This window comes from Nocardiopsis sp. TSRI0078, assembly GCF_001905145.1.
In the GTDB taxonomy this organism is placed as follows: Bacteria; Actinomycetota; Actinomycetes; order Streptosporangiales; family Streptosporangiaceae; genus Nocardiopsis.
On sequence record NZ_LWLB01000010.1, the window covers coordinates 26,202 to 38,304 of the forward strand.

General features: G+C 72.6%; 11 protein-coding genes. 3 read left to right on the forward strand and 8 right to left on the reverse strand.

Going from position 1 to position 12,103, the window contains the following annotated elements:
* Positions 1-10: 10 nt before the first annotated feature.
* Positions 11-901: an SGNH/GDSL hydrolase family protein gene (locus tag A6A08_RS09835; RefSeq protein WP_073702243.1), complete on the reverse strand. Its 891-nt coding sequence runs from the start codon at positions 899-901 to the stop codon at positions 11-13.
* Between the two features lie 749 nt (positions 902-1,650).
* Here A6A08_RS09835 and A6A08_RS09840 point away from each other — a divergent pair.
* Entirely contained in the window at positions 1,651-3,984 is a 2,334-nt protein-coding gene (locus A6A08_RS09840; RefSeq protein ID WP_073702244.1) for a hypothetical protein, read from the forward strand.
* 145 nt (positions 3,985-4,129) lie between these two features.
* Here the strand turns inward: A6A08_RS09840 and A6A08_RS09845 are convergent, their stop codons facing one another.
* Positions 4,130-5,584, reverse strand: a complete 1,455-nt coding sequence (locus A6A08_RS09845) for a PLP-dependent aminotransferase family protein (protein WP_073702245.1) — start codon at positions 5,582-5,584, stop codon at positions 4,130-4,132.
* 25 nt (positions 5,585-5,609) lie between these two features.
* Here A6A08_RS09845 and A6A08_RS09850 point away from each other — a divergent pair, with 25 nt between their 5' ends.
* Together A6A08_RS09850 and A6A08_RS09855 are read left to right on the forward strand one after the other, a co-directional pair.
* Positions 5,610-6,476: a DMT family transporter gene (locus tag A6A08_RS09850; RefSeq protein WP_242422299.1), complete on the forward strand. Its 867-nt coding sequence runs from the start codon at positions 5,610-5,612 to the stop codon at positions 6,474-6,476.
* Between the two features lie 340 nt (positions 6,477-6,816).
* Positions 6,817-7,596 carry a DUF2470 domain-containing protein gene (locus A6A08_RS09855; protein WP_073702247.1) on the forward strand — a complete coding sequence of 260 codons (780 nt, stop codon included), beginning with the start codon at positions 6,817-6,819 and terminating at the stop codon, positions 7,594-7,596.
* Positions 7,597-7,671: 75 nt separating this feature from the next.
* Here the strand turns inward: A6A08_RS09855 and A6A08_RS09860 are convergent, their stop codons facing one another.
* The 6 genes from A6A08_RS09860 to sufD are packed head-to-tail and all read right to left on the reverse strand — an operon-like array spanning position 7,672 to position 12,102.
* Positions 7,672-8,049, reverse strand: coding sequence for a metal-sulfur cluster assembly factor (locus tag A6A08_RS09860; RefSeq protein WP_073702248.1), 378 nt, complete (start codon positions 8,047-8,049; stop codon positions 7,672-7,674).
* Positions 8,049-8,525 carry a Fe-S cluster assembly sulfur transfer protein SufU gene (sufU, locus tag A6A08_RS09865; RefSeq protein ID WP_073702249.1) on the reverse strand — a complete coding sequence of 159 codons (477 nt, stop codon included), beginning with the start codon at positions 8,523-8,525 and terminating at the stop codon, positions 8,049-8,051. Before sufU ends, A6A08_RS09860 begins: the two co-directional genes overlap by 1 nt.
* A 13-nt stretch (positions 8,526-8,538) precedes the next feature.
* Positions 8,539-9,840: a cysteine desulfurase gene (locus A6A08_RS09870; protein ID WP_073702250.1), complete on the reverse strand. Its 1,302-nt coding sequence runs from the start codon at positions 9,838-9,840 to the stop codon at positions 8,539-8,541.
* A 3-nt stretch (positions 9,841-9,843) separates the two neighbouring features.
* A complete protein-coding gene (gene sufC / locus A6A08_RS09875; RefSeq protein ID WP_073702251.1) occupies positions 9,844-10,605 on the reverse strand; it encodes a Fe-S cluster assembly ATPase SufC in 762 nt (253 codons plus the stop codon).
* Positions 10,606-10,613: 8 nt separating this feature from the next.
* Positions 10,614-10,949 (reverse strand): non-heme iron oxygenase ferredoxin subunit, encoded by a 336-nt coding sequence (locus A6A08_RS09880; protein ID WP_073702252.1) that lies wholly within the window; start codon positions 10,947-10,949, stop codon positions 10,614-10,616.
* Positions 10,942-12,102, reverse strand: coding sequence for a Fe-S cluster assembly protein SufD (sufD, locus tag A6A08_RS09885; RefSeq protein ID WP_073702253.1), 1,161 nt, complete (start codon positions 12,100-12,102; stop codon positions 10,942-10,944). The genes A6A08_RS09880 and sufD overlap by 8 nt, the downstream gene beginning before the upstream one ends.
* Between the last annotated feature and the right edge of the window lies 1 nt (position 12,103).

Here is a 12,103-nt window from a genome sequence, read left to right on the forward strand (position 1 = left end):
CGGACGCGGGTCAGTCCACGGGTTCGGGGCCCTTGGTGCCCGACGGGCTGCTGGTCGGCGCCCCCTCCGCGGGGTCGAAGCCGTTGTAGGCCGGCTCCCGCACGCCGCCCTCCTCGATGCTCCTGGCGATCTCGGCGCGGGTGGCCTCGTCGTGCAGGTAGTCCAGCCGGGGGCGCTTGGGCATGCGGCCGTCGCCGGAGGAGCGGCCCATGGCGCGGCGGCGCAGCCACGGCACCAGGTACTGGCGCGCCCAGCGGCGGTTCTCCCTGCGGCGCAGGATCCTGGGCAGCTGCTGGGGCGGGGTGGTCCACGGATCGGTCCAGGACTCGGGCGGGCCCATGGGGAAGCCGAGGAGGTCGGCGATGCGCGCGGCGACGATCTGGTGTCCCGCGCCGTTGAGGTGCAGGCGGTCCTCGCTCCAGGCCCGGGGGTCGGTGAGGGCGTTGAGCGCCCACAGGTCGACGATCTCGGTGCCGGTGCGCTCGGCGACGGCCCTCATGTGCATGCTGAACACGGCGATGCGGCCGCGGTAGTAGCGCAGGACCGGGATCCACCCGGTGTCGTGACCCGACAGGATCACCACGCGGATACCCGCGTCGCGCAGCTGGCGGATGCCCCACTCGAACTGCTCGGCCAGCCGGTCGAGGTCGTTGCCCGGGCGCAGGACGTCGTTGCCTCCGGCCAGGACGGTGACCAGGTCGGGCTTCCACTCGAGCGTCTGGGCGAGCTGCTCACCGAAGATGTGCCGCATCCGGCGCCCGCGCACACCCAGGTTGGCGTAGCGGAAGTCGGGGCTGACCGTACCCAGGTGCTCCGCGAGGCGGTCGGCGAAGCCCCGGTACTCGCCACCCGGGCCGCTGTCGTCTTCCATCCCCTCGGTGATGCTGTCGCCGATCGCCACGTAGGACCGGATGGCGTCCGGTCTGCTCAGGCGAGCGGCCGCTGGGGGATTCGTTTCAAGGTCTGTCACGTCAACCAATCATCCGGCTCGACCGTCCCACGCCTGGGCAGCGCCGGGGGCGCGCGTGTACGGCAATCCTGGTGTCGGGCCGCAGCCTGGCCACCGACCCGTGTCCGAACACCGTCGACCCCTGATCGGCCGCCGGGCGCGGCCGCCCGGCCGAAGGTCGTTCGGGCGAGGACAGTGCCCGTCCAGCATACCCACCACCGGTGACGGCCCGCCTGGGCCGAAAGCACGTCGACGCGCTCCAGTGTCCGCCTCATCCTGCGCGGTGCGCGGCACGCCCGTGTTGCCCGGAAGGGGCACGGGCGTGAAGGCGCCGTGAATACCGACGACCGATTGGTCCGTGAGGAGCACAAAGTCCACTATGAGGTAGATCACATACCCGCACGGGTCGCGGGCGCGGAGTTCCCCTGTGGCGGCGAACACACACCGTGTTCACCGGCGACACCCCCGGACCAGGCATACCCGGGGGTACCCATGTGGCCCGCAGGCACGTACGATCTCGGGGAAGTGCTCACGGCACCCCTGTCCCCCGGCTCGCCGTGCCCACCCACGGCGCACCGGACCGGCTCCGCCGTCCGGCCCCACGCGGGTGAGGGGCGCGTACTGTGGTGCATCGAACCGAAGGCCCGTGCGGTTCCTCCCCAATTCACGTGCAGACACCAGGAGGTCGAGGTCCCCAGCGGATGAACGCCGTCTCTCCGATCTGCCTCGTCGACCTCGCGCCCGCGCTGCGGTGGTCGAAGTCGCCGGATGTGGCACCCCTGCTCCACCACGACCGTCTGATCGACGGCTGGTGGCACTCGCTGCCGGTCGCGCGCGTCCTGGACATCGCGGGCCCGCCCTGGCTCGCCCACGGTATCGCCCGCCTGGCTCTGGAGCAGTGGGCCCACGTCCCCCTGGCCGAGTTCCTGCCGAGCCTGCGCGCCCAGCCGGTGGACTGCTCCGAGCTCTCCGAGCCCGTCCGCGGCGCGGTCGTCGCCACCGCCGGGGACTGGGAGCACCTCGTCTCCGCCAGTCCCCAGGAGATCGCCGGGTGGCAGCTTCCCGGCTGCGGCGCCATGGACGTGGTGAGCACGGTGGCCTGGCGCGCACTGCGGCCCTGCTGCGAACTGCCCGCGGGGCCCACGCCCTCCCCCGCGCTGATGATGGAGGCCGTGCGCACCATCGCCCACTGGATGCCCGACTCGGCCCCCGAGCACGTGCGCAACGCGCTGGACTACCTCAACGCCGCCACGGGCACCGACCGCGACGCGGGCTCCGAGGGCGCCGGATCCGACCCGGCCCCGCCGCAGACCCCGGCCACCCGCGCGATCCGCACTCTGAGGGCCCTGCGCGCCCAGCGCGCCGAGAACCACGAGCCCGAGGCCGAGGCCGACGACCAGTCGGCGGCCTCCACCGCCATGGTCAGCTCCGCCGCGATGATCCCCAGTTCCGCCCTGAGCTCCGAGGCGGTGGGCGGCGACGGTGCCCAGGCCGGCGGCGCGGGCGACCTGCGCTCGCAGTTCCGCAGCTCCCTGCTGGGCCCCGGGCGCACGCTGCGCCGCCCCAGCTTCGGCCCGCCCAAGGCCACACGCTCCGACCACGTGGAGGAGCGGCCCCCCACTCCCGCCCTGGGCCAGCACCCGCTGGTGGACCTGGTGGAGGAGATGTTCCGCTCCTGGCCCGAACTGGAGCGCACCGTGGCCGCCGAGCGTCTGTTCGCCACCGACCCCATCAGCATCCGCGTGCTGTCGGAGCAGATCGCGGTGGACGTCACCGAGATCCGCACCGCCCAGCGCAAGGTCGAGGAGCGCCTGCTGCACTGGCTCAACGCTCCCGAGGGCGCGGCGATCACCAAGCACCTGCGCGAGCTGTCCGAGCAGCTGGGCTCGGCCACCACCATCGACCGGCTGATCAACGCCCACCCCGACCACCCGGTGGACGTGCCCACCCTGCACACGCCCCTGTGGCGGGTGATCATCACCCTGTTCACGGACCGGCGCATGCACAACGGCTGGCTGATCGCCGACGACCCCAACCGGTTGCGCTGGCAGACCCGCGAACTCCTGGGCGACTCGCCCAGCATGACCGAGGCCGCCATCCGGCTGGGCCGGATCGGCATCCGCCAGCAGGAGATGCGCGCCTGGCTGCTGAGCACCCCGGGGGTGAGCCTGAGGGACGGGCACGTGTTCGTGGACCCGTCGGTTCCCATGGAGGTGCCCACGGGCCACCCGGGCCACACCGCGCCGGAGGACTCGGGGGCCACCACCGAGAACGGGCTGCCGATACGGCGCCGTCCGGACGGGCAGCCGCCCTCCCAGCCCGAGCCCGTCCACCAGCAAAGACCCGTGCACGACCAGGGCGCCTCCCTCGGCACCGCGGTCCTGGACCCGCACCGCGTCGTTCCGCTCGGTCCGCCGCCCGGGCAGGCCCACGGTGCTCCGCCCGGGGTGCCGGCCGCGTCCGCCCCTCACCCGCCCTCGCCCTCACGGCCCGGCGCGAGCGACCCCGCCATGTCGGCACGCTGCTTCCGCGCGCCGGACGGGCGCTGGTGGCACCGCATCGACATCACCGCCGACCACCTCAACGGCGCCCCCGTGGCCGTCCCCAACGGCTACGCCACCCACCTGGGCCTGCAGCCCGGGCGCCTGCTGTGCCTGACCGCGCCGGGGGCCGACCTGCTGGTGCTGGTCTGGCGCGACCAGCCCGCGTTCGACTCCCTGCGCCCGCTGCTGCGCCGCCAGGCCGCTCAGCCCGGCGACCGCATGTTCATCACGGTGGCCGGCGACCGCCTGGACGCGCGCAAACTGCCCGCCACCGACCTGAGCCGCTACTCTCCCGCCGCACGTGCCCTGCACCTGAGCGGGTACACCGCGCCCGCCTCCACCGAGGAGGCCCTGAAGATCCTCTCCCGCCGCATCACCGACAACGACGACGAGTCCCCCGCCGACCCGCAGTCGCTGATCGACCTGCTGTCCCTGCGCGGGGACAACGACATCGCCGCGGAGTTGCGCGCGGGCCTGTTCGCCACGCACTAGACGGTATGTAGGAGCGCTTCACCCCGAATGATCTTGTACTTGTAGCGAGTCTGGGCGCCCGAACTCGCTACAAGTACAAGATCACGGCTCATCGGGCGAACCGGTGCACCTTCGCGGTCACCGCACCAGCCGGGGCCGGGATCCGTCACCGTGCCCGCAGGGCGCGGACCAGGCGACGCACGCCCCGGGCCGCCTCCTGGGCTCCCGCGGTTCCGGCGAAGCCGAGCCGCAGGTGCGGCGCGGGCGGCTCGGCCGGGAAGTAGGCCCGTCCCGGGGCCACGGCCACCCCCTCGCGCAGGGCCCCCGCCACGGTCTCCGACTCGTCGGCCCCCTCGGGCAGCCGCAGCCACAGGTGGTAGCCGCCGCGCCGGGTGGAGGGCTGCTCCAGTTCGGGAAGCTCGCGCACCAGGGCGTCGGTCATCGCGGCGCGCCGCTCGGTCAGGCCCGCGGCCACGGCGCGCAGGTGCCTGGGCCAGGCCGGGGAGCCCACGAGCTCCAGGGTGGCCTCCTGGAGCGGGCGCGGAACGAAGAAGCTGTCCACGACCTGGATGGCGCGCAGGCGGCGCAGAACCGGCCCCCGGGCGGCGAGCGCCCCCACCCGCAGGCTGGGCGAGGTGGCCTTGGTCAGGGAGCACACGTGCACGACGGTACCGTGCTCGTCCTCCGACGCCAGGGTGGGCGGCAGCGGCGCGGCGTCGGTGTGGGCGAGGCGGCGGGCGAAGTCGTCCTCCACGACGAACGCGCTCGCGGCGCGGGCGATGCGTAGGACCTCCGCCCGCCGCTGCGGGGCGAGCACGGCCCCGGTCGGGTTGTGGAAGAGCGGCTGGCACAGGAGCAGGCGGGCACCGGTGGCGGCGAAGGCCTCCTCCAGCAGGTCGGTGCGCAGCCCGTCGGCGTCGACGGGGACGGGCACCGGGCGCACCCCGCAGGCGCGGGCCGCGGCCAGCAGACCGGGGTAGGTGGGCGACTCCACCAGGACGGAGGAGCCCGGCGGCGCCAGCGCCCGCAGGGCGGTGGTCAGAGAGCTCTGGCCCCCGCCGGTGACCAGGACGTCGGCGGCGTCCAGGGGGCCGGAGGGGCCGGCGATCTCCCGGGCGAACCAGCCGCGCAGCTCCTCCAGGCCCTCGACCGGCGGCTGCGCCCACACTCCCGGGCGACGGGCCGCGCCCGCCAGTGCGCTCGCGAGCGCGCGTTCGGGCCGAAGCGACGCGTGCAGGTAGCCGCCGTGAAGACCGATCACGCCCGGCAGGGGCGCGGAGAGGGTGGCCAGGACCCCGGTGTCGTCGACGGAGCGGGGCAGGCCCTCCCCCGGTGCGGTGGCCGGTTCGGCGCTCAGGACGACCTCCTGCCAGGAGGTGTCGGTGTCCTCGGGGGCGCGTGCGGGACGTTCGCGCCGGGCCCGGAAGGATCCGGCGCCGGGCCGGGTGACGAGGAAGCCCTCGGCGGCGAGCTGGGCGACGGCGCGGGAGACCGTCACCGGGCTCACGCCGTACTGCTCCACCAGAGCCCGGCTGGAGGGCAGCTTCTCACCGGGAGGATAGCGGTCGAACGCCAGGCGCAGCCGCTCGCACAGATCGGCGACACTGCTACTCTTTTTCATGAGAGCAAAGAATAGCGCTACTGTCATGGATCGGGTAGCGGTGCGCGGTGGGAGCCTGTGGGCCGCGCTGGGAGTCCTGGCCTTCTCCTTCACCTTCCCCGCGACCCTGTGGTCCCTCGACGGCTTCGGCCCCTGGACGTCGACGGCCCTGCGCTGCTCCCTGGCCGGGCTGGTCGCCGCCGGGTGCCTGCGCGCGGCCCGGGTCCCCCGTCCGGTCCCGGGGCAGATCCCGGCGCTGCTCGTGGTGGCGTCCGGGTGCGTGATCGCCTTTCCCCTGTTCACCGCACTGGCCCTGCGGACGACGTCGGCCGGGAACGCGGCCGTGGTGGTCGGCGCCCTGCCGCTGGCCACGGCCGCCTACTCCTCCGTGCGTACGGGCACGCGCCACTCGCCCCTGTTCTGGGCGGCGGCGGTCACCGGGGCCGTCGCCGTCGTCGCGTTCACCCTCGTGCGGACCGGCGGCGCACTCGGCGTGGGCGACCTGTACCTGTTCGCGGCGCTGGCCGGGGCGGCCGCCGGCTACGCCGAGGGCGGGCGACTCGCGGGCCGCGTTCCGGGCTGGCAGGTGATCTCCTGGGCGCTGGTGCTGTCGCTGCCGCTGACGGTGCCCCTGTCGGCCGCGGCTCTCGCCCTGGAACCCGCCCACGTGACGCCGACGGCGCTGACGGGACTGGCCTACCTGGCCCTGGTGAGCCAGTTCGGCGGGTTCGTGGCCTGGTACCGCGGCATGGGGCTCATCGGCGTGGTGCGGGCCAGCCAGGTGCAACTGGCCCAGCCCCTGCTGACCCTGGTGTGGGCGGTGCTGCTGCTCGGCGAGCACCTGTCCGCCACCGCCCCGCTCACCGCGGCCGTGGTCCTCGCCTGTGTGGTGGTCACCCAACGGGTCCGGTGACCCCGGGCCGGGCCCGCACGGGTGCGCCCGCCCGTACGGACGGGTCCGCACTGTGACGCGCCCGCGTTCCGTCCGGTTCGGCGGTCGCCCCGATCCCCCGCTGCGAGCAGCCGGAGGAGGACCGCGACCTCGACGCTACATCCGCAACCCGCGGAACCTGGCGCACTACGTGCACCACGACCACCGTCTGACCCGCCGGGAGGACGCGTGGGGCGGGATCCGGCCGATCCCGCCCCACGGCCGCCTCCCCGGCCGCGGGCGGCGGTGGCCGCAGCCCCTGGCACAGGATGCCCGGATTGATGTAGGTTAGCCTTACCTAATTGCTTCGAGGTGGTCCTTCATGCCCTCTTCCGCACCACTGCCCTCCCCCGCCGACCGGGCGCGTTCCCTCCTGGCCCGGGGCAACCCCGCGACCGCGGCCTCCTCCGCCCGGCCGCCGGCCGCCGCCCCCCTCCGCCTGGCCGAGACCGTCTGCCACGTCCATCCCGGCGGCGAGGTGAGCCTGCTGCTGCCCGAGGGCCACCCCCTGCTGGGCACGGACGGAGGCGCCGCGCCCGGTGACGACCCGATCGTCATGGTCGAGTTCACCGACCTCGCCCCCGTCGACCTCCGCGACCCCGTCCGCGCCATGCTCTGGATCAGCGGCACGCTCACGGCACTGGAGACCCGCGCCGCCAGGGAGCGGGCGGTGGAGGTCGTGCGGACCGATCCCGACGACCGGCTCCTGGAGATCGGTCACGGCGCGGTGATGGCCCTGCTCCGTCCCACCCTGCTGGTCCACTCCGACCCCGAGGGCGCCCGTCTGCTCCACCCCCAGGAGTTCGCGGCCGCCCGCACCGACCCCTTCAGCCGCTGGGAGGCCTCGTGGCTGCGCCACGTGGACGCCGACCACCCCGAACTGGTCGAGGCGCTGGCCGAACACGTGCCACCGCACCTGCGCGCCGGCACGCCGCGTCCGCTGGGCGTGGACCGCTTCGGTGTGCGGCTGCGCATGGAGGGCGCGGACGGCGACCACGACATCCGGCTGGCCTTCCGCAGGCCCGCCCGTACCGCCCACGACATCGCGATCGGGGTGCACGAGCTGGCCGGCCGCTCGCCCTTCGGCTCCGACCTGCCGTGACGGCGGAGCCCCGGCACACGAACGCGGGCGGGCCGGAACCCTCCAGGTCCCGGCCCGCCCGCACGTCGTACCGCCTCAGACGTTGAAGCCCAGCATGCGCAGCTGGTCACGCCCGTCGTCGGTGATCTTGTCCGGACCCCACGGCGGCATCCAGACCCAGTTGATCTTGACGTCGCGCTCGAACTCGTCCAGGGCACTGGTGGCCTGGTCCTCGATGACGTCGGTCAGGGGGCACGCCGCGCTGGTCAGGGTCATGTCCAGCGTGATGGTCGTGTCGTCGGCGTTCACCCCGTACAGCAGGCCCAGGTCGACGACGTTCACGCCCAACTCGGGGTCGATCACGTCCTTGAGCGCCTCGCTGATCTCCTCGGCCAGCGCCTCCGCCTCCGGAGAGAGGGGGGCGGTCTCCGCGGCCTCGGCGGCCTCGGTCGTTGTCGTCTCGTTCTCGCTCATCAGACGGTTTCCTTCTCCAGCGACTGGGACACCGCGTCCTTCCAGGCCATCCACCCCAACAGGGCGCACTTGATCCGCGCGGGGTACTTGGACACCCCGACGAACGCCACCGCGTCCTCCAGGACGTCCTCGTCGGGCTCGCCCTTGCCCTTGGACTGCATCAGCTCCGTGAAGGCGTCCAGGGTGGCCATGCCCTCGGCGACGGTCCGGCCGATGAGCAGGTCGGTCAGCACCGAGGTGCTGGCCTGGCTGATCGAGCAGCCCATCCCGTCGTAGGAGACGTCGCTGACGACGGCCCCGTCGTCGAGGACGTCGGCGCCCTCGGCGGGGGTCAGCGCCACGCGGAGCGTCACCTCGTCCCCGCAGGTGGGGTTGATGTGGTGGGCCTCGGCGTTGTGCGGGTCCCGCAGGCCCTTGTGGTGCGGATTGCGGTAGTGGTCCAGGATGATCTCCTGGTACATCGCGTCCAACTGCATGGTCGTCCTCGTTCTAGGGCCGGGTTCCGAAGAACTGCTGCGCGGCCCTGATGGCCTCCACGAGCGCGTCCACGTCCTCTGGCGTGTTGTAGAGATAGAAGGACGCACGCGTGGTCGCGACGATACCCAGCTTGCGGTGCAGCGGCCAGGCGCAGTGGTGGCCCACGCGGACCTCCACTCCCCGGTCGTCGAGCACCTGGCCCAGGTCGTGCGGATGGATGTCGTCCACGACGAAGGACACCGCGCCACCGCGGTCCACCGCCTCGGTCGGGCCGACGATCCGCACGCCCTCGACCGCGCCGACACGTTCGAGCGCGTACTCGGTGAGCGCGTGCTCGTGCCCGGCCACCCGGTCCATGCCCACCTCGGAGAGGTAGTCACAGGCCGCGGCCAGGCCGACGGCCTGGGGCGCCATCGGCACCCCGGCCTCGAACCGCTGGGGCGGGTCGGCCCACGTGGAGTACTCCATGTGGACCACACCGATCATGGAGCCGCCGGTGATGAACGGCGGTATGGCCTCCAGCAGCTCCCGGCGCCCCCACAGCACGCCGATCCCGTTGGGACCGAGCATCTTGTGCCCGGAGAAGACCAGGAAGTCCACTCCCAGGTCGGACACGTCGACCGGCATGTGCGGGACCGACTGGCAGGCGTCCAGCACCGTCAGCGCACCGACCTCGCGGGCCCGCTCGACCAGGGGCCGGACCGGGTTCACGGTGCCCAGCACGTTGGACTGGTGGCTGAACGCCACCACCTTGGTGCGCTCGTTGACCAGGTCCCCGAGGTCGGAGAGGTCCAGACGGCCCTCCCCGGTCACCGGGAACCAGCGCAGCGTCGCACCGGTGCGCTGGCACAGCTGCTGCCAGGGCACCAGGTTGGCGTGGTGCTCCATCTCGGTCACCACGACCTCGTCGCCGGGCCCGACCTGGAAGCGGCGCAGCTCCTCGTCGGCCGTCGCGGAGTTGCTCAGCGCGTAGGCCACCAGGTTGACGCCCTCGGTGGCGTTCTTGGTGAACACCACCTCTCCGGCGTCGGCCCCGATGAACCGGGCGATGGTCTCCCGGGCCGCCTCGTAGGCGTCGGTCGCCTCCTCCGCGAGCTGGTGCGCGCCGCGGTGCACCGCCGCGTTGTGGCGTTCGTAGAACTCACGCTCGGCGTCGAGCACCTGACGGGGCTTCTGTGAGGTGGCGCCGGAGTCGAGGTACACCAGCGGCCGTCCGTCGCGAACGGTCCGGGAGAGGATCGGGAAGTCCTCCCGGATCGCCGCGACGTCAAGCAGGCCCGTCCCGGCCCGGCCGAACTCGCGGACTGTGGTCATGGGTTATGCGCCCGCCTTCACGAAACGCTCGTAGCCCTCGGCCTCCAGCACGTCGGCCAGCTCGGCGCCGCCGGACTCGGCGATGCGCCCGCCCGCGAAGACGTGCACGAAGTCGGGCTTCACGTAGTTGAGGATCCGGGTGTAGTGGGTGATGAGCATGACGCCCATCTCGCCGCCCTCCTTGGCGCGGTTGACGCCCTCGGAGACGATCTTGAGCGCGTCGACGTCCAGGCCGGAGTCGGTCTCGTCCAGGATCGCGACCTTGGGCTTGAGCAGCTCCAGCTGGAGGATCTCGTGGCGCTTCTTCTCACCGCCGGAGAAGCCCTCGTTGACGCCGCGGGCGGCGAAGGCCGGGTCGATGGCCAGGTTCTTCATGGCGCCCTGCAGCTCCTTGGAGAACTGGCGGAGCTTGGGGGCCTCGCCGCGCACGGCGGTGACCGAGCTGCGCAGGAAGTTGGACATGGACACGCCGGGGACCTCGACCGGGTACTGCATGGCCAGGAACACGCCGGCGCGGGCGCGCTCGTCGACGCTCATCTCCAGGATGTTCTCGCCGTCGACCAGGACCTCGCCCTCGGTGATCTCGTAGCGCGGGTGGCCCGCGATCGCGTAGGCGAGGGTGGACTTGCCCGAGCCGTTGGGGCCCATGATGGCGTGGGTCTCACCGGAGTTGATGGTCAGGTCAACGCCCTTGAGGATCTCCTGCCGCTCGTCCTCACCGATGAGGACGTCGGCGCGCAGACCGCGGATTTCGAACTTCGTCATTTCAGGCCTCAGGAATTCTTCTCATCCAGCGACACGAGCACGTCGTCGCCGTCGATCTTCACGTCGTAAGTGGGGACCGGCTGGGTCGCGGGCGGGTTGATGGGCGCCCCCGAACCCAGGTCGAAGCACGATCCGTGCAGCCAGCACTCGATGGTGCCGTCCTCGACCTCGCCCTCGGACAGGCGGACCTCGGCGTGCGAGCACACGTCGCGCACGGCGTAGATCTCGCCCTCGCTGCGCACCAGGGCGATGGGTGTCTCGTCGTCGGTCTCGACTCCCAGGGCCCCCTCCTCGGGGATCTCCTTGAGCTCGGCGACCTTCACCCAGCGACCGGACTCACTCATGCTCGGCCAGCTTTCGCTCGACCTTGGCCATGATCTCCTCACGCAGCTCCTCGACCGGGATCCGGCCGATGAGCTCCAGGAAGTAGCCGCGGATGACCAGGCGGCGCGCCTCGTCCTCCGGGATGCCCCGGGAGCGCAGGTAGAACAGGTGAATGTCGTCGAGGCGGCCGCTGGCGGAGGCGTGCCCGGCACCCTCCACCTCGCCGGTGAAGATCTCCAGGTTGGGCACCGAGTCCACGCGGGTGTCGTCGGTGAGCTGGAGGTTGCGGTTGTGCTCGTAGGAGTCGGTACCGGTGGTGCCCTCGCCGATGATCACGTCACCGATCCACACACCGTGGGCGTCCTTGCCGCTCAGGGCGCCCTTGTACTCCACCCGCGAGCGGGTGTTGGAGATGTTGTGGTCGATGAGCGAGCGGTGCTCGTGGTGCTGGCCGTCGCCGGTGAAGTACAGGCCGTGCAGCTCGGCGTTGGCGCCGCGCCCCTTGTAGGCCACCTTCGGGGAGAGCCGGACCAGGTCGCCGCCCAGGGTGATCACGATCGACTTGAACGTGGCGTCCTTGGCGACCTGGGCGTTGTGCTGGGAGACGTCGACGGCGTCGGTGTCCCAGTCCTGCAGGCTGACCAGGGTCAGGCGGGCGCCCTCGCCGACGTGGACGTCCACGCTGCCCGCGCGCACGCCCGTGCCGGTCTGGTTGAGGACCACGACGGCCTCGGCCAGCGGCTTGACGTCGATGACGAACTGGTCGAAGCGCGTGCCCCCCTGGGCCTCGCGGTCGACCGTGACGGGCCGCTCCGGGGCCGCGCCCTGCGCGACCGTGATCACGGTGGCCTGCTCGAAGGAGGAGTAGGCCTGGGCCGTGACGCGGTCCGCGGGGAAGCCGGCGGTGCCGAGGCGCGCGTCGTCGCGGCCGACAGTCTCGACGGTGACACCCTCGGGGGCGTCGATCTCGACCTTGTCGGTGCCGTCGGCGACGGCCTTGCCGTCGTGCAGGCCCCTGAGGCGGCGCAGCGGCGTGAAGCGCCACTCCTCCTCACGGCCGTGGGGAACGGGGAAGTCGTTCACGTCGAAGGACCCGTGGGTGGCCAACTTGGAGAACGGGATCTCCCCGAGGCCGTGGCTGTGGGCCTTGGGTTCGGTGCTCGGGCTGGTCAAC

What these genes read in the sequence shown, in the direction of transcription:
- A6A08_RS09840 (WP_073702244.1), top strand. Translation starts at nt 1,651, where the DNA reads ATGAACGCCGTCTCTCCGATCTGCCTCGTCGACCTCGCGCCCGCGCTG.
- A6A08_RS09845 (WP_073702245.1), bottom strand. Translation starts at nt 5,584, where the DNA reads ATGAAAAAGAGTAGCAGTGTCGCCGATCTGTGCGAGCGGCTGCGCCTG.
- A6A08_RS09850 (WP_242422299.1), top strand. Translation starts at nt 5,610, where the DNA reads ATGGATCGGGTAGCGGTGCGCGGTGGGAGCCTGTGGGCCGCGCTGGGA.
- A6A08_RS09855 (WP_073702247.1), top strand. Translation starts at nt 6,817, where the DNA reads ATGCCCTCTTCCGCACCACTGCCCTCCCCCGCCGACCGGGCGCGTTCC.
- A6A08_RS09860 (WP_073702248.1), bottom strand. Translation starts at nt 8,049, where the DNA reads ATGAGCGAGAACGAGACGACAACGACCGAGGCCGCCGAGGCCGCGGAG.
- sufU (WP_073702249.1), bottom strand. Translation starts at nt 8,525, where the DNA reads ATGCAGTTGGACGCGATGTACCAGGAGATCATCCTGGACCACTACCGC.
- A6A08_RS09870 (WP_073702250.1), bottom strand. Translation starts at nt 9,840, where the DNA reads ATGACCACAGTCCGCGAGTTCGGCCGGGCCGGGACGGGCCTGCTTGAC.
- sufC (WP_073702251.1), bottom strand. Translation starts at nt 10,605, where the DNA reads ATGACGAAGTTCGAAATCCGCGGTCTGCGCGCCGACGTCCTCATCGGT.
- A6A08_RS09880 (WP_073702252.1), bottom strand. Translation starts at nt 10,949, where the DNA reads ATGAGTGAGTCCGGTCGCTGGGTGAAGGTCGCCGAGCTCAAGGAGATC.